Annotated in this window: 18 protein-coding genes; 4 read left to right on the top strand and 14 right to left on the bottom strand. The window is 65.8% G+C overall.

From position 1 onward, the window contains the following. Positions 1-62 precede the first annotated feature (62 nt). The 7 genes from JOE69_RS14875 to truB all read right to left on the bottom strand — a co-directional run bounded on the left by JOE69_RS14875 (position 63) and on the right by truB (position 5,470). The gene (locus tag JOE69_RS14875; protein WP_309799995.1) at positions 63-1,031 is read right to left on the bottom strand and encodes a bifunctional riboflavin kinase/FAD synthetase; all 969 of its coding nucleotides are present in this window, start codon (positions 1,029-1,031) and stop codon (positions 63-65) included. A 42-nt stretch (positions 1,032-1,073) separates the two neighbouring features. After that, the gene (locus tag JOE69_RS14870) at positions 1,074-1,595 is read right to left on the bottom strand and encodes a DUF4345 domain-containing protein (RefSeq protein ID WP_296364077.1); all 522 of its coding nucleotides are present in this window, start codon (positions 1,593-1,595) and stop codon (positions 1,074-1,076) included. A gap of 175 nt (positions 1,596-1,770) precedes the next feature. Further along, positions 1,771-2,946 (bottom strand): hypothetical protein, encoded by a 1,176-nt coding sequence (locus JOE69_RS14865; RefSeq protein WP_309799991.1) that lies wholly within the window; start codon positions 2,944-2,946, stop codon positions 1,771-1,773. Positions 2,947-3,138: 192 nt separating this feature from the next. Further along, a complete protein-coding gene (locus tag JOE69_RS14860; RefSeq protein WP_309799989.1) occupies positions 3,139-3,738 on the bottom strand; it encodes a GNAT family N-acetyltransferase in 600 nt (199 codons plus the stop codon). Continuing rightward, the gene (locus JOE69_RS14855) at positions 3,735-4,169 is read right to left on the bottom strand and encodes a hypothetical protein (protein WP_309799987.1); all 435 of its coding nucleotides are present in this window, start codon (positions 4,167-4,169) and stop codon (positions 3,735-3,737) included. Before JOE69_RS14855 ends, JOE69_RS14860 begins: the two co-directional genes overlap by 4 nt. A gap of 13 nt (positions 4,170-4,182) precedes the next feature. After that, complete coding sequence (locus tag JOE69_RS14850; RefSeq protein WP_309799986.1) at positions 4,183-4,581, bottom strand: hypothetical protein; 399 nt, start codon at positions 4,579-4,581, stop codon at positions 4,183-4,185. Further along, entirely contained in the window at positions 4,556-5,470 is a 915-nt protein-coding gene (gene truB / locus JOE69_RS14845) for a tRNA pseudouridine(55) synthase TruB (protein ID WP_309799984.1), read from the bottom strand. The genes JOE69_RS14850 and truB overlap by 26 nt, the downstream gene beginning before the upstream one ends. A 33-nt stretch (positions 5,471-5,503) precedes the next feature. On the opposite strand from truB, the gene JOE69_RS14840 reads away from it, so the two are divergent. Next, on the top strand, positions 5,504-6,655 hold the full coding sequence (locus JOE69_RS14840; RefSeq protein ID WP_309799982.1) for a pyridoxal phosphate-dependent aminotransferase: 1,152 nt from the start codon (positions 5,504-5,506) through the stop codon (positions 6,653-6,655). Between the two features lie 114 nt (positions 6,656-6,769). On the opposite strand, the gene rbfA is transcribed toward JOE69_RS14840, so the two are convergent. From rbfA to rimP, 5 genes are all read right to left on the bottom strand, one after another. Next, complete coding sequence (gene rbfA, locus JOE69_RS14835) at positions 6,770-7,201, bottom strand: 30S ribosome-binding factor RbfA (RefSeq protein WP_309799980.1); 432 nt, start codon at positions 7,199-7,201, stop codon at positions 6,770-6,772. A gap of 92 nt (positions 7,202-7,293) precedes the next feature. Further along, positions 7,294-10,134 (bottom strand): translation initiation factor IF-2, encoded by a 2,841-nt coding sequence (gene infB / locus JOE69_RS14830; protein WP_309799978.1) that lies wholly within the window; start codon positions 10,132-10,134, stop codon positions 7,294-7,296. A gap of 144 nt (positions 10,135-10,278) precedes the next feature. Further along, a complete protein-coding gene (locus JOE69_RS14825) occupies positions 10,279-10,557 on the bottom strand; it encodes a YlxR family protein (RefSeq protein ID WP_296364068.1) in 279 nt (92 codons plus the stop codon). Positions 10,558-10,679: 122 nt separating this feature from the next. Then, positions 10,680-11,666, bottom strand: a complete 987-nt coding sequence (gene nusA, locus JOE69_RS14820) for a transcription termination factor NusA (RefSeq protein WP_309799975.1) — start codon at positions 11,664-11,666, stop codon at positions 10,680-10,682. A 1-nt stretch (position 11,667) separates the two neighbouring features. Continuing rightward, positions 11,668-12,273: a ribosome maturation factor RimP gene (gene rimP, locus JOE69_RS14815; protein ID WP_309799972.1), complete on the bottom strand. Its 606-nt coding sequence runs from the start codon at positions 12,271-12,273 to the stop codon at positions 11,668-11,670. Positions 12,274-12,436: 163 nt separating this feature from the next. Between rimP and JOE69_RS14810 the strand changes: the two genes are divergently transcribed. Continuing rightward, complete coding sequence (locus JOE69_RS14810) at positions 12,437-14,266, top strand: DUF4439 domain-containing protein (protein ID WP_309799970.1); 1,830 nt, start codon at positions 12,437-12,439, stop codon at positions 14,264-14,266. Then, entirely contained in the window at positions 14,263-15,261 is a 999-nt protein-coding gene (locus JOE69_RS14805; protein ID WP_309799968.1) for an aminoglycoside phosphotransferase family protein, read from the top strand. The genes JOE69_RS14810 and JOE69_RS14805 overlap by 4 nt, the downstream gene beginning before the upstream one ends. A 61-nt stretch (positions 15,262-15,322) precedes the next feature. Here JOE69_RS14805 and JOE69_RS14800 read toward each other — a convergent pair whose 3' ends face one another. Together JOE69_RS14800 and JOE69_RS14795 are read right to left on the bottom strand one after the other, a co-directional pair. Further along, on the bottom strand, positions 15,323-16,126 hold the full coding sequence (locus JOE69_RS14800; protein ID WP_296364064.1) for a sulfite exporter TauE/SafE family protein: 804 nt from the start codon (positions 16,124-16,126) through the stop codon (positions 15,323-15,325). Positions 16,127-16,143: 17 nt separating this feature from the next. Continuing rightward, on the bottom strand, positions 16,144-17,964 hold the full coding sequence (locus JOE69_RS14795; RefSeq protein WP_309799966.1) for a proline--tRNA ligase: 1,821 nt from the start codon (positions 17,962-17,964) through the stop codon (positions 16,144-16,146). A gap of 102 nt (positions 17,965-18,066) precedes the next feature. Here JOE69_RS14795 and JOE69_RS14790 point away from each other — a divergent pair, with 102 nt between their 5' ends. Then, positions 18,067-18,693, top strand: coding sequence for a PadR family transcriptional regulator (locus JOE69_RS14790; protein ID WP_309799964.1), 627 nt, complete (start codon positions 18,067-18,069; stop codon positions 18,691-18,693). Positions 18,694-18,723 lie beyond the last annotated feature (30 nt).

Below are 18,723 nucleotides of genomic sequence, written 5' to 3'. Positions count from 1 at the left end.
CTGTGCTTAAGCGCGGCGTGATCTTCTCGCAAATCCAGTATCCGCCATTGCAGTTGGTTTGTTCAAGCAATCTCTCGAACTGCAGCATCCGCGGAAAGCACGGTCCGCGCCTGTACCACGTCCTTGCACATCTGTTCGATCAGCGCTTCCGGCCCGGTATAGGCGACCATGCCGCGCAGGCGCTCGATGAATTCCACCGTGACGGATTGGCCGTAGAGGTCGAAATCCTCAACCGCTTCCTCCGGCCGGTCGATCACATGCGCCTCCACTTGCCGGCTCACACCCTCGAAGGTGGGGTTCGAACCCACTGAAATCGCCGCGGGCCAGCGGTTTCCGACCGCGTCTACCAGCCAACCGGCATAAATGCCGTCGGCCGGAATGTAGCCGGATGCTTCCGGTGCCAAGTTCGCAGTCGGGAAGCCGAGCTCGCGACCGCGGGCCGCGCCGTGCACCACGGTGCCGCGCATATGGTGCGCCCGGCCCAGGACTTCGGCCGCAGTCCGCACATCGCCGCGGTCGAGCGCTTCCCGAACCCAGGTCGAAGAACACCGGCGATCCGTACCGAATTCGCCGATCACCTGCACTTGGAATCCGAACCGCCCGCCGAGTTCTTGCATCGTGCCCAGATCCCCGGCGTTCGCCTTGCCGAAGCGGACGTCGTGCCCGATCACCACGGCGGCGGCGTGCAGCGCCTCGACGAAGGTGGCCCGGACGAACTCTTCCGGACTCTGCTGGGCGAATTCCAGGGTGTAGTGCAGCACCAAGACTGCATCGAGGCCGGTCTGCGACATGGTGTCCACCCGGTCGGCCAGACTCATGATCTGCCCCGGGGCGCTTTCCGGCCGGTGCACCTGGGCCGGATGCGGATCGAAGGTGATGGCTACGGCTTTGGCGCCCTGGCTCCGCGCCAGGCCGACCAGCTTGCGGAGGACTTCTTGATGTCCGCGGTGCACGCCGTCGAAATTTCCCAGAGTCACCACTGAAGGACCGAAGTCGGCAGGGACCTCGGAGATGCCATTGAAGTACTGCACTAGATTTCGCTGTTCTTTCGTTCGTCGCCCGTTCGGTCCGGTTCAGCCCTGCGGCACAACCGGGGATTGACGGTAGCTGGCCCGCAGTTTCTGGGTCCGGTTGATCCACAGGTACCAGACCACCACGACCGGGGGGAACACCAACTCGGCGATCATCTGGAAAATCGCGATCGGCGTCGGGGTGCCGGAGAGCGCCCAGGAGAGCACTCGGGAGAGTCCGCCGAGGAAAATCATGCCGCACACGAAGAACAGCACCTGCGCCCACTGGAACTTGATCGCAATGGCGATGAAAGCCGCTCCGGCACCGAGGAAGACCCCGGCCAAGAACCGGTAGCTGGACTCCAAGCTGGCGTCCGAAGTCCCGGTGAATCCGGGCACGCCTTTGGCTCCGGTGATCACTTCGTAAAGCCCGATGGCGAGCAGCACCAGCCCGATCACCGCCACCACGATCCGGAACACTTTCCAATCGGCGAGCTTCTCGGCCTGGGCCAATTCCTCGGGATCCGCTTCGATCCCGGCCGAAAGGTCCCCGGGGGTTTCTTCCGGGACTGCATTTTCCGTCATGGCTTTTCTCCTTCTGTTCGGAGCGTGCTTGCCTCGCTAGTGTCTTCACAGCAATGTTCTCACGGCTCCGGGCAGAATCCGGTGCCGGGAACAGGAAAAGCTCTGGGGCAGCCGGCGGGTTGCTCGCCCGGCTGCCCCAGAGCCTTCCGTCGTGGAAAGTGCCCCAGCGGTTCGGTTACGGCTGGATGCCTTGCTGCAACAAGTCCCAATCCGCCTTGGTCAACTCCGGCTCCTGGTTTTCGAGCTGCAGGGACCGGGCCTTCATCCCGGCTCCACTGCCGATGTTCCCGCCGCGGAAGCTGATGTTCGCCCAGTTGTTCTGTGCGCTCAACGTACCCTTCGAACCGTCTTTGTTGATGTCCGCACTCACCGTTCCGCCGGCCGTGCCGTTGCAATTCCAGTCGATCGGCTGGCTCGCCGCACCGCTAGTGGTGCGCTTGGTCTTGTCCGGGCAGAACCAACTGGTCTTCCAGGCCGAGGCGCTGCTGCCCAGCCCATTGGCTTCGTTCAACGAGGACTCATTCAAGGACGCGGGGTTGACGTTCGAATAGCTGAAGCTGAAGCTGCCATCGGCTTTCGGCACTCCGCTGAATTGGAAGGTGTAGTTCATTACGGACAAGTAGTTCGGCTTGTAATTGGTGTGGTCGGAGCCGCCGTGCTTGAGCCCGAGCGTGTGGCCGAGCTCGTGGATGAAGGTGCCGACCTGCATGTCTTCGGTAGTCTTCCAACCGCAACGCGGCCCCATGGTCACGATGAACGTGTCACCGGGGATGCCAAAGGCCACGCCGCTGCTGCAGCTACTGTCGTAGTCGTCGGCCCAGATCATGTAGCGGAAAATCTTGGCCCGCGCGGAATCGAAGTTGTTGTCTTTGATCGCGTTCGTCTGGCTCGCGTAAGGATTCAGATCCGAGTCGTAGGGAACCTGGTTTCCACCACCCAGGTTGTAATTGCCCCCGCCTGCGCTACCGGCGTCCAAGTGGATGTTGATTCCGGTGCTGCCGTCCGGGTTGCTGACCGGAGCAGCAGCGAAGGACGCTTTGATCCGATCGAACGCCGCAGTTCCCGGCAGCCGGCCTTGCATGTAGTCCATTTCGACGAAGAGGTCTTTTTTCTTCGGATCGGCGCCCATCGCCGGCAGGTCCACATCGATCTGGCCGTCGCCGTCGGCATCGTAGCCGTTGGTCTCCCAAACGTCGGGCAAGCCGTCCCCGTCGGTATCGGTCAATGCCGCCTGGCTCGCCGGCGCGGCTGATGCCGGCTCGGAAACCAGTGCGGCGCCGATACCGGTAACCCCGATGGCCAGGGCCGCTGCTCCAGCGAAAACACGGAAACGCAAAGCGCTGTTTGTCACGTGCAGTACCTTTCATGACGGAACCGGGCACCCGCATCGACGTTGACACGGTTCAACCAGTTCCAAGCCTTCGCCCAGAAACCCCGGGCACAGTCCCAATGAACCGTCCGAAACTGAAAGCTTCCTGAAAATTCGGCATTAACTTCACAGCCAAATATCAGCTGGGTCTCACCAGAAGCATAAGAATGATTCTCAGGTGAGCACCGGCCCCGACCATGGCTCCGGCTCGGCGCCCGGTGCGCCGGCGGCCCAAGACAGCAGCCAAACATCGGTGCTGACCCCGCGGGCCGCGGCGAATCCGGGCAGTTCGGCTTCGAATCGGAATCCGGCTTTCCACGCGAGCTTCCGGCTCGGCCAGTTCGGCACGTAGGCCTGCCAATAGAGGTATTCCAATGACAATCCGTGGCAGGCATAGTCCTGGATCAGCCGCACGGCGCGCAATGCCGCGCCGCTCCCCCGGGCCGCCGGCCCGACGTTGATGCCCAGTTCCGCGGTGGCCGCCCGGAACTGGTGCAGGTCGATGGTGCCCAGCAAGCGGTCCGAACCGGCATCCGCGATCGCGAAAGTCTGGGTGCTGCCGTCGCGCCATCCCTGCGGACAGATCTCGGTGATGAACTGCTGCGCATCATCGGCCGAATAGTCCAGGGGCACCGTGGTCCAGCGGACCGCTTCCGGGTCCCGGCAGTTGGCGATCAGCTCCGGGGCGTCGCGCAGCTCCATGCCGCGCAAGCGTACCGTCTGGTCCGAGAGCACCGGTACCTCCGGAAGCGGAACGGCCGGCTGCTGGCTCATTCCGCGGCGGCTGGATCCGGGCGGCCGGCTTGCGCGGCCGGACGCTTGCGGTAGAGCCAGACCAGGCCGAGCAGCGGCAGCAGCAGGGGCACGAAGCCGTAGCCGCGGCCGAAGCCGCTCCAGACGGTGTCATGCGGGAATGCCGCGCTGTCCAGAATGCTCAGGCCGCCCACCACGAGCACGCCCAGCAACTCCACCAGCACTGCGGCTACGGAGACCCAATACCAACGCAGGCCGCGCATCGACAAGGAAACCGTTGCCACGATATAGACCAGCGCCGCGAAGGCGGAAAGCAGATAGGCCAGCGGGGCCTCGGAGAATTTGGTGGCGATCTGGAACGCCGCCCGTGCCGTGGCCGCGAGTGCGAAAACCCCGTAGACCGCGATCAGCAGCCGCCCCGGACCGGTGGCGCGCGTGAGTTGTTGGCTCATGTCCTGTTGTTCCTCAGTTCCCTATCGGCGCTGTGGCGCCGTACCAAATCTGCATCATCCGGAACATCATCACGATGACGACCAGCCCGACGGTGCCCAAAACCAGATTGCTCCAGCGGCTGCGTTCCAGCAAAGACCAGTACACGCCGCCGATCGGCAAGGCCAGAGCCGTGATCAGATAACCCCAGAACTCCCAGCCGGCGCCGGCGATCTGCTCGCCATTGGCCTGCCGGACGATGCTGGCCACCAGGTACACCAAGAGGAAAAGCTCTACTGCGGCCACCGAAAGAATGGTCACGTCATTCGGCCCTTTTTTGGCCAATGCGGCGACCACGCAGATCACGGTGGAAATCAGGCAAACCACCAGCGCGACATAGAACCATCCGTCAGGCTGCACCTGAACCCCCTTCATCCGGTGCGAACACCAAAACCGCTTTTGCGCTCTTGCCTGCCGGGCCCGGGTCGTCAAGCAAAGCCACCAGGCTGCGGTCCGGTGCGAAGGCCGCGACTGGATCGGCGGCCGGGTGCGCCTGCGGCCCGGACGGGATCCGGCGGCCGAAGGAAAGTTCCACGACTTCATCGGCGGTCAGCTCCCGCACCGGCATCAGCGCCCGGGCGGCGTCGGACATCTCCAGCATCCGGAATTCCGCGGCGAGCTGGTCCATGGTGCGTGCTTCGGCCAGGGAATACGGTCCGACCGCGGTGCGGCGCAGCGCGGTCAGGTGGCCGCCGCTGCCCAGACCCGCGCCGAGGTCCCGGGCCAGCGCCCGGATGTAGGTTCCGGATGAGCATTCGACGGTGACTTCGAGGTCGATCAGATCGCCGGGCAGCCGGTGGAAGCTGTGCAGTTCGAAGCGCAGGATCCGCACCGGCCGGGCCGCGAGCTGGACGTCCTTGCCGGCCCGAACCCGGGCGTAAGAACGCTCTCCGTCGACCTTGATCGCGCTGACGCTGCTGGGCACTTGGGAAATCTCGCCGGTGAGTCCGGCGATCCCGTTCCGGACCGCGGCTTCGGTGACCTGCGCCGTCGGACTGGTTTCGGTAACCTCGCCTTCGGCATCGTCGGTGACCGTGGCCTGGCCCAACCGAATCGTCGCGGTATAGGTCTTCGTGGTCCCCACGATGTAGGTCAGCAGCTTGGTGGCCTTGTTGACGCCGAGCACCAGCACCCCGGTGGCCATCGGGTCCAAGGTGCCGGCGTGGCCGACTTTGCGGGTGCCGGCGAGCCGGCGCATTTTCGCCACGACGTCGTGGCTGGTCCACCCCTGGGGTTTGTCCACGATCACAAGTCCGGAAAGCACGTGTTTCAGTATATGGTGCCGTAGCATTCGGCTATGCCTTCGCTTGCCGCGCACGTCACCGCCTTGCAGCCGAATCTGATCCGGGAGATCACCGAAGCCGCCTGGGCCAGAGCCGCCTCCGGGCAGCGCACCCTGATCTTGAGCATCGGCGAGCCGGCCTTCGAGGTGCCGGCGCACATCCGGCAAGCCGGGATCGACTGCCTGCTCCGGGATGAGACCGATTACACGCCGAACGGCGGCCTCCCGGCGCTGCAGGAGGCATTCGCGGCCCGTTTGGCCCGGGACCAGGGCGTCGACGCGGATTCCGGCCGGATCGTGGTGACCGCGGGCGCGCAACAGGGCTTGCACCTGGCTATGACGCTGCTGCTCGCCCCCGGGGACGAGATCCTGATCCCGAATCCGGGTTACCCGACGTTCGGCATGACCGCGGAGCTCCTCGGCGCCGTGCCGGTCGGCTACCCGTTGCGCGCCGAACACGGCTTCCAGCCGCAGACTGCCGATCTGGCCGCGCTGATCACCCCGCGCACCCGGGTGCTGTTACTCAACTCGCCGTCGAACCCCTTGGGCGCGGTGCTCTCCGCGGAACTGACCCGGGGGCTAGTCGAGTTGGCGCGCGAGCACGACCTGTGGGTGATCTCGGACGAATGCTACGAAGCCTTCAGCTTCGACCTGCCGCACGTCTCACCGGTGCAGTTCGATTCCGACGGCCGGGTGCTGGTCTGTTGGACCGCTTCGAAGACCTACTCGATGACCGGGCTCCGGATCGGCGCGGTGCTCACCCCGCCCGGCGTCGGCAAACCGGTTTCCATGGCGGTCGAATCGACCTTCTCCTGCGTCAGCACCCCGGCGCAGTACGCCGCCCTGGCCGCCTTGACCGGACCGCAGGATTCGGTGGTGACGGCCCGATCGCACTATCGCGCCAACCGCGACGCCGCCGAGGCATTGCTGCGGGCCCGGGGTCTGCGGTTCTTGGACGCGCAGGGCGCGTTTTACCTCTGGGTCGAGGTGTCGCATGTTTCCGCCGGCGACGTCCAGGCCTGGGTGCACGGCTTCCTGGCGTCCGACGGCGTGGCGCTGGCTCCGGGCACGGCTTTCGGCTCGCAGGGCGAGGGGTGGGTGCGGATCGCGCTGTGCGGGGACACCGCCGAGCTGCTCGAAGGCGTCGCCCGGGTCCCCGCGCCCTGACTGCCCTGGCGCCCTGACTATCTGGCGCAGCCAAAAACAAGTGCAAGCGGTGTCGACAGGTCCAATGAACAACCTGTCGACACCGCTTGCACCTGTCAGCCAGAAGGCTGGGGGCTAGGCTTCGTCGTCCTCGGGCTTCTTGTACGGATCCGCATCGCCGGCGAACTCTGCCCGGGCAGCCTGCGCAGCCAGTTCGGCGTCGCGCTCCTTGGCCTGCCGGATCAGCTCTTCGACATGGCTGGCCGTTTCCGGGACCTCATCGGAGATGAACTCCAGGCTGGGCGTGAGCCGGATGGTCAGGTTCCGGCCCACTTCGCGGCGCAGGATGCCCCGGGACTTTTCCAGCGACTCCTCGGCCTCTGTGCGGGCCTCGGCATCGCCGAAAATCGTGTAATAGATCGTCGCGTGCTGCAAATCATTGGTGACGCGGGTTTCGGTGATCGTGATGTTCTCCACGCCGGGCTGCTTGACCTGCTTGCGCAGCGCCTCGGCGACGATCACTTTGATTCGTTGGGCCAGTCGTGCAGCCCGAGCCGGATCGGCCATGATTCCTCCTTCAATCGCATCGAGTGGGCAGATCTGCAGGTCAAACCGGAGTTGCAACCTGCAGATCTGCCCACTCAGCGAGTGGTTACTGACTAGACCCGCGGCTTCTCACGCATTTCGAAGGTCTCGATGATGTCTTCGAGCTGCAGGTTGTTGAACGAACCGAGGCCGATGCCGCACTCGAAGCCTTCGCGGACCTCGGTGGCATCGTCCTTGAACCGCTTGAGCGAGTCCACCGTGAGGTTGTCCCCGATGATTTCGCCGTTGCGGAGCACGCGTGCCTTCGCATTGCGTCGGATCAAGCCGCTGCGCACAATCGAACCGGCGATGTTGCCGAACTTGGACGACCGGAAGATCTCGCGGATTTCCGCGGTACCCAACTGGACTTCCTCGTATTCCGGCTTGAGCATGCCCTTGAGCGCCAGCTCGATGTCGTCGATCGCCGCGTAGATGACCGAGTAGAAGCGCATGTCGACGCCTTCGCGGTCGGCCAGTTCGGCCACCCGCTCGGCCGGCTTGACGTTGAAGCCGATGATGATCGCGCTGTCCACGGTCGCCAGGTTGACGTCGTTCTGCGTGATCGCACCGACGCCGCGGTGGATGACGCGCAGCTGCACGCCTTCGCCGACGTCAATCTTGAGCAAGGAATCTTCGAGTGCTTCAACTGCACCGGAGACGTCGCCCTTGAGGATCAAGTTGAGCGTATCGACCTTGCCATCGGCGACCGCCTGGTCGAAGTCTTCCAGGCTGATCCGCTTGCGACGCTTGGCCAGGGCCGCATTGCGGTCCGCGGCTTCGCGCTTCTCGGCGATCTGACGCGCCGTGCGCTCGTCACCGGTGACAAAGAAGGTGTCACCGGCACGGGGCACCGACGACAGGCCGAGCACCTGGACCGGACGCGAAGGTCCGGCTTCGGTGACCGCGGAACCGTCGTCGTCGAACATCGCCCGGACGCGGCCGTGCGCGGTACCGGCGACGATCGTGTCGCCGACCGCCAAGGTGCCGGATTGCACCAGCACGGTGGCGACCGAACCGCGGCCTTTGTCCAAGTTCGCTTCGATCGCGATTCCGCGAGCGTCCTTGTTCGGGTTGGCCCGCAGGTCCAGCGCTGCGTCTGCGGTCAGCATGACGGCTTCGAGCAAGGCATCGATGTTCTGGTTCTGCCGGGCCGAAACGTCGACGAACATGGTCTCGCCGCCGTACTCTTCCGGCACCAGACCGTATTCGGTGAGCTGGCCGCGGATCTTCTCCGGGTTCGCGCCTTCCTTGTCGATCTTGTTCACCGCGACCACGATCGGCACGTCGGCCGCCTGCGCGTGGTTGAGCGCTTCAACGGTCTGCGGCATCACGCCGTCGTCCGCGGCGACCACCAGGATCGCGATGTCGGTGACCTTGGCACCACGGGCACGCATGGCGGTGAACGCCTCGTGGCCCGGGGTGTCGATGAAGGTGATCTTGCGGATCTCGCCCTCGTGCACGTGGTTCACCTGGTAAGCACCGATGTGCTGGGTGATGCCGCCGTGTTCTCCGGCGACGACGTCCGAATTGCGGATCGCGTCGAGCAAACGGGTCTTACCGTGATCGACGTGGCCCATCACGGTGACGACCGGCGGACGTGCCTCGAGGTCTTCGTCGCCTTCGGCGTCGAGCTCGGCATCGAAGTCGATGTCGAAGGTGCTGAGCAGCTCGCGCTCCTCGTCCTCCGGCGATACGACCTGCAGTTTGTAGCCGAGTTCCTCACCGAGCAGGGCGAAAGTCTCTTCGTCCAGGGACTGCGTGGCGGTCGCCATTTCGCCCAAGTGGAAGAGCACGGTGACCAACGCTGCCGGGTTGGCCTCGATCTTGTCCGCGAAATCGGTGATCGAGGAGCCACGACGGAGTCGGACCACGGTGTTGCCGTCGCCGCGGGGTACGCTCACGCCACCCAGCGACGGAGCACTCATCTGCTCCAGTTCCTGCCGCTTCGCACGCTTCGACTTGCGCTGCTTGCCGCGACCGGCGCCGCCCTTGCCGAAGGCGCCCTGGGTGCCGCCGCGACCGCGACCGCCCTTTCCGAAGCCACCACCGGCCGGAGCACCACCCGGTGCACCGCCCGGAGCGCCACCGGGACGCGCTGCGCCGCCGGGGCCGCCACGGCCACCACCGGCACCGCCCGGACCGCCACGACCGGCCGGAGCCGGACGTTCGGTGCGGTTGGGCATCATGCCCGGGGTGGGACGGTTTCCACCGGCACCACCTGGGCGCGGAGCGCCGCCGGGACGAGGGGCGCCCGGACGGGGACCGCCAGCGCCGGCTGCCGGACGCGGACCGCCCGGACGTTCGCCATCGCCCCGGGCACCGGCGCGCGGCATGCCCTGGGATGAGGCGAAGGGGTTGTTGCCCGGGCGCGGGGCCCCGGGACGCGGACCGCCGGGACGGGGCCCGCCGGAACCGGCTGCCGGAGCAGCCGGGGTGCGTTCGCCATCGCCCCGGGCGCCGGCGCGCGGCATGCCCTGCGAGGTGGCGAACGGGTTGTTGCCCGGTCGCGGACCAGCGGCACCGGGACGGGCTGCGCCCGGACGCGCCGTGCTGCCGGAATCCGGCTTTGCCGCCGGTGCCTTTGCGGTTTCGGCGGCCGGGGCTTCAGCTGCCTTGGCGGCCGGAGCGGCGGGAGCCGCAGGCGCTGCGGGAGCCGGCGCGGCGGCTTCTGCAGCCGGTGCCGATTCGGCTTTGGCCGGAGCCTTGGGGGCTGGACGCGCCGCCGACTTGGGCGCAGCGGACTCTGCCGGCGCGCCCGCGTTCGGGAACGCATCGCGAAGTTTCTTCACCACCGGAGCTTCGATGGTCGATGACGCCGAGCGAACGAATTCGCCCAGTTCCTGCAGTTTTGCAACTGCATCTTTGGAAGTGATTCCAAGCTCTTTGGCGAGCTCATGTACACGGGCCTTAGCCACGCTTTCTCCTGTCTCGGCTCGCACCGAGTCAGGCACGAACCGTCTAATTCTTCAGTCGGAATTCCAGGGTGGAATGTCCGACGCTAGAGCGCACTGGGACACTCATTACCGGGCACTCATCGCTGGGCACTCATCGGGTTTCCATCAGTTTTCTGACCCGCTTTCAGGTTGGACAGTTCTTAGTTCTGCTGCAAAGTAGCGTTCCAGGGCACCGGGATCGCATTCGCCCTTGAAGGCGCGCGCGAAACCATGCCGCTTGACCGCCAAGGCGAAACAGGCCTGATCGGGATGCAGCCAAGCACCCCGGCCTGCCGACCGGCGGCGCGGATCCGCTTCCAAAAGACCGGAAACGTTCTTCACCACTCGCAACAGATTCGGCTGGGCGTCCCGACGTCGGCATCCTATGCAGGTGCGCAGAGGCATTCTGGACGCAGGAACCTGCGTTGAATCCACTGCACTGCCTTCGATGGGATGCGTTGGTCGATAGACCCGGCCTCCACTATTCTAGCGCCCCGGCACCCCTGCCGCCCAAATGCCGCGGCGGATCAGGCTTCCGGCGTCTCGGCGGTGACCGCATCGGAGACGATGTCGATCCGCCAACCGGTGAGTTTCGCGGCCAAACGGGCATTTTGCCCCTCTTTGCCGATCGCCAAAGAGAGCTGGTAATCCGGCACGACCACCCGGGCCGAGCGGGTGGCCTCGTCCACGATGGTCACCGAATTCACCCGCGACGGGGACAGCGAACTCGCGATGAAGGTCGCCGGATCATCGCTGTAGTCCACGATGTCGATCTTCTCGTCGTTGAGTTCGTTCATCACGGCCCGCACCCGGGCGCCCATTTCGCCGATGCAGGCGCCCTTGGCGTTGATTCCGGGACGGTGCGCCTTGACCGCGATTTTGGTCCGGTGGCCGGCTTCCCGGGCCAACGCCACGATCTCCACGGACTTGTCCGCGATTTCCGGTACTTCGAGTTCGAAAAGCTTGCGAACCAGTCCCGGGTGGGACCGGGACAGCGTGATCGAGGGACCCTTGGGCCCACGGTGCACGTCGATCACGAAGGCCCGGATCCGGCTGCCGTGCGGGTACGATTCACCCGGCGCCTGCTCGGTGGGCGGCAAAACCGCCTCGACCGAACCGAGGTTGACCTGGACCATGTGCGGATTGTGGCCCTGCTGGATCTGGCCTGCGACGAGCTCGCCTTCTTTGCCGCGGAATTCGCCGAGCACATTGTCGTCTTCCACGTCGCGCAAACGCTGCAGGATGATTTGCCGGGCGGTGCTCGCGGCGATTCGGCCGAAATCCGCCGGGGTATCGTCGAACTCGCCGACCACGACGCCGTCGTCGTCGACTTCGGCGGCCCAGATCGTCACGTGACCGCTCTTGCGGTCCAATTCGGCACGCGCCTGATCGATCGCTCCCGGCGACTTGTGATAAGCCACCAGCAGTGCCTGCTCAATGGTCGGGATGAGCTTTTCGAGCGGAATTTCACGCTCGCGCTCCAGCAAACGCAGCGCGCTCATGTCAATATCCATCTCAATCCTGACCTTTCTGGTCGGCAACTGTCCCGACCTCTTCTGCTTCGTCCAGGCGAGTGAACTCGACCTCGACAGTGCCCTTGCGAATCCGCACGAACTCAATGAACTCCGGGTCGCCCTGCTTGGGCTTCATTCCCTTTTTTACCGGCAACTCCGGCCGGACCGTGACTCCGGATTCCGCCACCTCGACCAACCGGCCGGTGATCAGTTCGCCCAGATCGCTCTGGCTGCCCTTGACCAGCTTGAGCGTCACCAAGTGGCCGGTGGCCCGGCGCCAATGCCGCGGTTCGGTCAGTGGGCGGCTCACCCCCGGAGACGAGACTTCCAAATCATAGGGGCGTCCGTCGTCCGCCGGATCGGCGTCCAGCACCGCAGAAAGCAGCTGCGAAATCGACGCGATCGCGTCCAGGCTCACGCTGCCGGGCTGGTCTTCGGGCAGATCGACGGCGACGTGGACGGTCCGATGGGTTCCCGCGACATGGATGCTGACATCCTCGAGGAACAACGCGTTCTCCTCAACCGTGGGTTGCAGGAGTTCACGGAGCCGCTGTGCTTCTGCGGCAGTGCTCGATACTGGATTCTGCGGCCGATCCGGCTTGGACATGCGCGAAGCCTTCCTGTGCCCCTTCGGGCTCCCACGTGATGATGTTGTAGACATAGCCTACCGATTACCGGGCCGGTTTTGCGACGGCGGACGGTTTCCGGGCCGGGCCGACCAGGCATCCGCGTCCAGCGAAGCCGGGCCAAACATGGCATGATCGAGGTTTGTGACTGACCCAGAGACCGCGCAGAACCGGCCCGACGGCGGCAGCAAGCCGGGCGCCGCCGAGGATTCGGTCGCCCCGCAGCCGATGCAGCAGCAAGATCCGGCGCAAATAGGGCAGGCCTCGACCGCGCCGAAAAAGAAGAAAACCCGCCGGGCCAGCGCGCCTGCCGGTCCACCCGTGATTTCAGTCACCCCGGCCGCCCCGGAGCCGGTTGAAACCGCCGAACCCGCCCCGCCCGCCGAAGCGACCCCGGAGACGGACTCGGAAACCCCCACCGGAGATTCCGCACCGGAAACCGCTGGCCTTCCGTCAGACCTGCCCACCAAGACCGCCCCCGAGCCGGAGCTGCAACCGGTTAAACCCGCCGAGCCCGCCGAGCCGGCGTCGCAATCAGTTGAAACTGTCCCACCGGTGGCCAGGGCCGCCCCCGTCGAAGCGACCTCAACCGCCGAACCCGCCCCGCCCGCCGAAGCGACCCCGGAGACGGACTCGGAAACCCCCACCGGCGATTCCGCACCGGAAACCGCTGGCCTTCCGTCAGACCTGCCCACCGAAACCGCCACCGAGCCGGAGCTGCAACCGGCTGAAACAGCCGGAACGGTAGCCGAGCCAGAGCCGGTCGAACCAGAACCGGCCGAGGCGGAGTCTGCCGACCCTGAGTTGCCGGCGACCGAGTTCCTGGCGGATCCTGGGCCGGCGGCCCCCGCAGCGGCAACCCGGCAAGCGCTCCGTTCCGAAGAAAAAGCCCGCGGCCGGGCCAAGGCCGCCGTACGGCCGGGCCGCTCTCTGGGCAGACGCCTGGCAACCTGGCTCCGCCGGGTCGCGATGCTCTTGCTGGTCGGAATCCTGGTCGTCGCCCTCGGATCCAGCATTTCCGTCCGGCCAGTGGAGCCAATCGGCCCGGAGCAGGGCGAACTGGCTCGGATTGCCGCCGAGAAGGACAGCAACACGCTGCTGGCGCAGGCCAAACAGCTCAGCGCTGCGCCGGCCCCGGCAGCCGATCCGGCACTGAAATACGCGATCAACACGCTGACTGCGGCAACCGCCGCCTTGGCCCGGCCGGAATCGAGCGGAGCCTCGGCAGCTTCCGGACCGGGCCAGGCGGCATCCGGCCCAGCCAGTCCGGGAACCGGCCCGGAAGCAACTGCGGCATCGGACGGCGTCCCGCCCACCGACCTGCCGGGATTGATCGCCGGCTTGGCCCGGGCCGCGGCCGGAAACCTCGGCGCAGCACGTTCCGTCGAGCCGGGCATCGCCAGATTGCTCGCCGCAGCCGGTACCGGCCAAGCGCTGGCCAGCCAATACCTGGCCCAGGTCACCGGGCTTCCAGCCGCAAGCATCGCCAACCCGGCGACAGCAAGCGCGCCGGCAACCGCTTGCGCCGGCACCTTGGCACCGTTGGCTCCGGAGGCCACGACAGCGCCCAGCACCCAAAGCGCTTTGGCCGCCGTCGCTTTGGCCGAGCAGAAATCCGCGTATGCCTACCAACTGGTGGCCGCCCGGATCCCTTCGGCGGACAGCTCCCGGCTCGCGATGAAACTGCTCACCAGCCATCGCGCCGCTTTGGATGCAGCGGAGGAGCAGTTGCGTTCGCACTGCACGCAACCGCCGATACGTGAACCCGCCTTCGTCCTGGACCCGGCGTTCAGCACTCAGCCGGCTGCCGCCCTGGCCATGGTCGAGGACCAGTTGTCGCTCGCCTACGGGGATTTGATCGGCTTGAGCGATGGCCCGCTCCGCGACTGGGCGATCAATCAGTTGCTCGGTACCGGCCAGAACCTGATGCTCTGGTCGCCGCCGTCGCGCGCGTTGCCCGGGATGCCGGAATGACCGTCCCGCTGCCAGCCGATCTGGTCCGCCGGTACAGCGATTCCGCCGAGCGGCGGGCCTGGCTTGCCCGGCTGCCACAACTGATCCAGGATGCCTTGGAACGCTGGCAGCTGCGCGTGGATCTGCACCCCGGCCAAGAGCCTTGGAACGGCTTCAGCGGCATCGCAATACCGGTGCGCACCGGCGATGGCACGGCCGCGGTGCTAAAGATAACTTTTCCCTACGAAGACATCGCGCACGAAGCAGCGACCCTGAGGCTGTGGAACGGGGTCGGCGCGGTCCGGCTTCTGGACCATGACGAAGCCGACTTCGCCTTGCTGCTCGAGCGGCTCGACGCCGCGCGCTGGCTGCAGGCCGCGCCCCCGGATGAAGCGGTTCGGGTCTGGGGTGCCTTGCTCCGCGATTTATCGATCCGGCCCGATGACCGCCCCGGTTGGGCCAGTCTGCCGTCGTTGGCGGAACGCGCCGAGCACTGGAGCGATGAGCTGCCGGCCGAATGGGACCGGCTGGGCGAACCGTTTCCGCGCTGGCTGCTCGAGGCCGCCCTGGAAGTCTGCCAGACCCGGGGTTCGGTCGGGCGGCGGGAGGCCAACGATGTTCTGGTGCACGGCGACATGCACGGGATGAACATCCTGGCCAAGCCGGGCACCACGGGATGGGAACCCGAGGATTTCCTGGTGATCGATCCGCAAGGGATCCTGGGCGAAGCCGAATATGCGGTAGGACCGATGCTCAGCAACCGTCTGCGTGATTATGCGGCACAGAACCCGGAACTCGCCCTGCTGGACCGGTTGCACCGGCTCTGCGCGGCCGCTGGGCTGGACCCGGAGATCGCCCGGGAGTGGACGATCTTGCGCGAAGTCGAAGATGCGCTCTGGTTCGCCGCCAAGCCGAACCACGAGAAGGACCTGCACCGCACGTTGTGGATTGCCAGTACCCTCGCCGGCTCGACCCTGCCCGGGCTGCCGCATCCGCACGGCTTGGAAATTCTCTGAACCACTGTTCCGATTGGCAAAACGCGGCCGGTACCGGCGCACCGCACGGAGCCAACCGGGCTCAGCGGGCCTGCAGGACGTTTTCCTGCCAGACGTCCCAGCCGAGCTTGACGATCAATACCGCCACCACGGCCAGGAACACCAGTCGGATGAACTTGCTCCCCTTCGCCACCGCCATCCGCGCGCCGAGGTAGCCGCCGGCCATATTAGACAGTCCCAGCACCAGCCCGACGCCCCACAGCAACGAGCCGTGCGGCAGGAAGAACAGCAGCGCGCCGGCGTTGGTGGCCAAATTGACGATTTTCGCCTTGGCACTGGCTTCCAAAAACGCGTACCCCATGGCGGTGACCAAAGCGATGATCAAGAAGGAACCGGTTCCCGGGCCGATCAATCCGTCGTAAAAACCGATCACCGCACCGATCAGGCAGGCCACCAGGTAATGCCGCCGCCCGCTGTGCCGCAATGCGGTCAATTCGCCGACATTGGGCTTGACCGCAGTGAAGACCGCCACCGCGATCAGCGCCACGACGATGATCGGTTTGAACACCGATTGCGGCAGATTCGCGGCCAACAGGGCCCCGCCGAAGCTGCCGGCCAAGGCGATCAGCGCCATCGGGATCGCGGTCCGCAGATCCGGCTTGACCCTTCGGTAATAGGTCACGGAGCTGGTCGCGGTGCCGAAAATGGAGCCCATTTTATTGGTCGCCAAAGCTTGGATCGGCGTGATCCCGGGCAACAGCAGCATGGCCGGCAACTGGATCAGCCCGCCGCCGCCCACCACGGCGTCGATCCAGCCCGCGGCGAATCCGGCGACGATGATCAGCAGGACGGTCAGAACCGAAATGTCCTCGAATCCGGAAAGCATTCCGACGACGGGCAGGCTCAGACCAGGGTCTCGCGCAAGGCGAGTACCTGGGCCACCGCCGCATCGACCGGGATGTTCGCCGGCTCGCCCGTGCGTCGGTTTTTGAGTTCGACGAGGCCTTCGGCCAAGCCGCGGCCCACCGCGAGGATGATCGGCACGCCGACGAGTTCCGCATCGCCGAACTTGACGCCGGGCGAGACCTTCTGCCGATCGTCCAGGATCACTTCGAGGCCCGCGGACTCCAGGTCCGCGGCCAGCTTCTCAGCGGCGTCGAAGACCTCCTGGTCCCGTCCGACCGCTACTACGTGCACGTCGGCCGGGGCGACGGCTTTGGGCCAGATCAGACCACGATCGTCATTGTTGCCCTCGGCGATCGCAGCCACCGCGCGGGTCACCCCGACGCCGTAGGAACCCATGGTCACCACGACCTGCTTGCCGTTCTGGTCGAGTACCTTGAGGTCGAAGATCTCCGCGTACCGGCGGCCCAGCTGGAAGACATGGCCCATTTCGACGCCACGGGCGAGTTCCAACGGACCCGAGCCGTCCGGAGCCGCGTCGCCGGGCCGGATCTCCACGGCTTCGATCACCCCGTCCCAACCGAAGTCGCGGCCCGCGACCAGCCCGAAGACGTGTTTGCCCGCTTGGTTCGCCCCGGTGATCCAGCGGGTGCCGGAAACGACGCGCGGGTCGACCAGGTAAAGCAGCTTGCTGCTGCCCTCGGAGCCCAACACCGGTGCCGCCAAGGAGAGGCCGGGGCCGATGTAGCCCTTGACCAGGAGCGGGTTCTGCTTGAGGTCCGCTTCCGTGGCAGGCTCGACCTCGACTTCGCCGCCGAAGCCGAGGTGCCCGGCGAGGTTCGCTTCGATCCGTTTCAAGTCGACCCCCCGGTCGCCGGGCACGCCGATCACCAGGAGCCGCCGTTCGGCCTTCTTCTCGCCCACTGCGGGCAGATCCACCGCGAGCACCACGTTCTTGAGCGTGTCTGCCGCGGTCCACGGCGTGCCTTCCCGCGGCTGGCTCGCATTGGCCGCCGCGACCAAGGTTTCGATGGTGGGCGTATCCGGGGTGTCGTGCACTTCCGCGGCAGCGAAATCGCTGAAGTCGAGTTCCGCCGGAACCGCCGTGGTCACGGCTTCGACGTTGGCCGCATAACCACCGGCAGAGCGGACGTAAGTGTCTTCGCCCACCGGTGTCGGGTGCAGGAATTCCTCGCTCTTGGACCCGCCCATCGCGCCCGCGGTGGCCTTGACCGCGACGACTTCCAAGCCCAGCCGCTCGAAGATCCTGAAGTAAGCGGCCCGGTGGGCTTCGTAGCTCAGCGCCAGGTCGGCGTCGTCGATGTCGAAGGAGTAGGAATCCTTCATGATGAACTCGCGGCCGCGCATCAGCCCGGCCCGCGGACGGGCCTCGTCGCGGTACTTGGTCTGGATCTGGAAAAGGCTCACCGGCAAGTCTTTGTAGGAACTGTAAAGGTCCTTCACCAACAAGGTGAACATCTCCTCGTGCGTGGGCGCGAGCAGGTAATCATTGTCCTTGCGGTCCTTGAGCCGGAAAATCCCGTCCCCGTACTCAGTCCAGCGGTTGGTCGCCTCATAGGGTTCCCGCGGCAGCAACGCCGGGAAGTGGACTTCCTGCGAACCGATCGCGGCCATTTCTTCCCGGATGATGGTCTCGACCTTGGCCAGGACCCGCAAACCCAACGGCAACCAGGAGTAGATTCCCGGCGCGGCCCGGCGGATATAGCCGGCGCGGACCATGAGTTTGTGGCTGGCGATCTCGGCGTCGACCGGATCTTCCCGCAAGGTGCGCAGGAACAGGGTGGAAAGTCGAAGAACCACGCGGGTGGCTCCCTTCTGGAAGTCCGAAAGAAGAGGGTCGAAAAGTCAATACTAATCTACCCGCAAAGAGTCTGCACAGGGACCGTGTCCTAAACTCGAGGCATGACCCCGTACGCCACGCGATTGCTCGTGCTCGGCGTGGTGCGCATTTTCGAGCCGGCCCACGGCTATTTGCTGCTGCAGGAACTGAACTCCTGGCGCGTGGACCAGTGGGCCAATGTGAAGCCGGGGTCGATCTACTCGACGCTGCGCACGCTCAGCAAGGACGGCCTGCTGCACGTCGTCTCGACGACCGAAGCTGCCGGCTCCGCCGCGAAAACTTCCTATCGGACGACGCCGGACGGAATCGCTGAATTCGAACGGCTGGTGAAACGCTCGATCACCGACGTCGGGTCCCCGTCGATCGCCACCACGATGTCCGGAATCGGATTCCTGCCCTTTTTGGAGCGGGCGGAAGTCATCGAGCTCTTCGAGCAGCGGCAGGCGGCTTTGGCCGCCGAGTCGGATTCCCTGCACGCCGCAGTCCGCGACTTCGCCGAGACCGGACCGGTAGCCCCGCCGCACGTCGTGGAGCAGTTCCATTTTCTGGCGTCGCAGGTCCGCGGCAATCTGGACTGGACCACCGGAATCCTCGGCAGGCTCCGGTCAGGCGCGTATTCTTTCCGCGGCGAGCCGCCGGTTTGGACCCCGCCGGAACACGATCCGATTTGGGGCAACCGCACGTTCTGAAGTACGCCGGGTAACCGGCCGGCACACTTG

It is taken from the genome of Arthrobacter russicus, assembly GCF_031454135.1.
GTDB lineage: Bacteria > Actinomycetota > Actinomycetes > Actinomycetales > Micrococcaceae > Renibacterium > Renibacterium russicum.
Note: the sequence above shows the minus strand (reverse complement) of the source record. Positions and strands in the feature narration are given on the sequence as shown.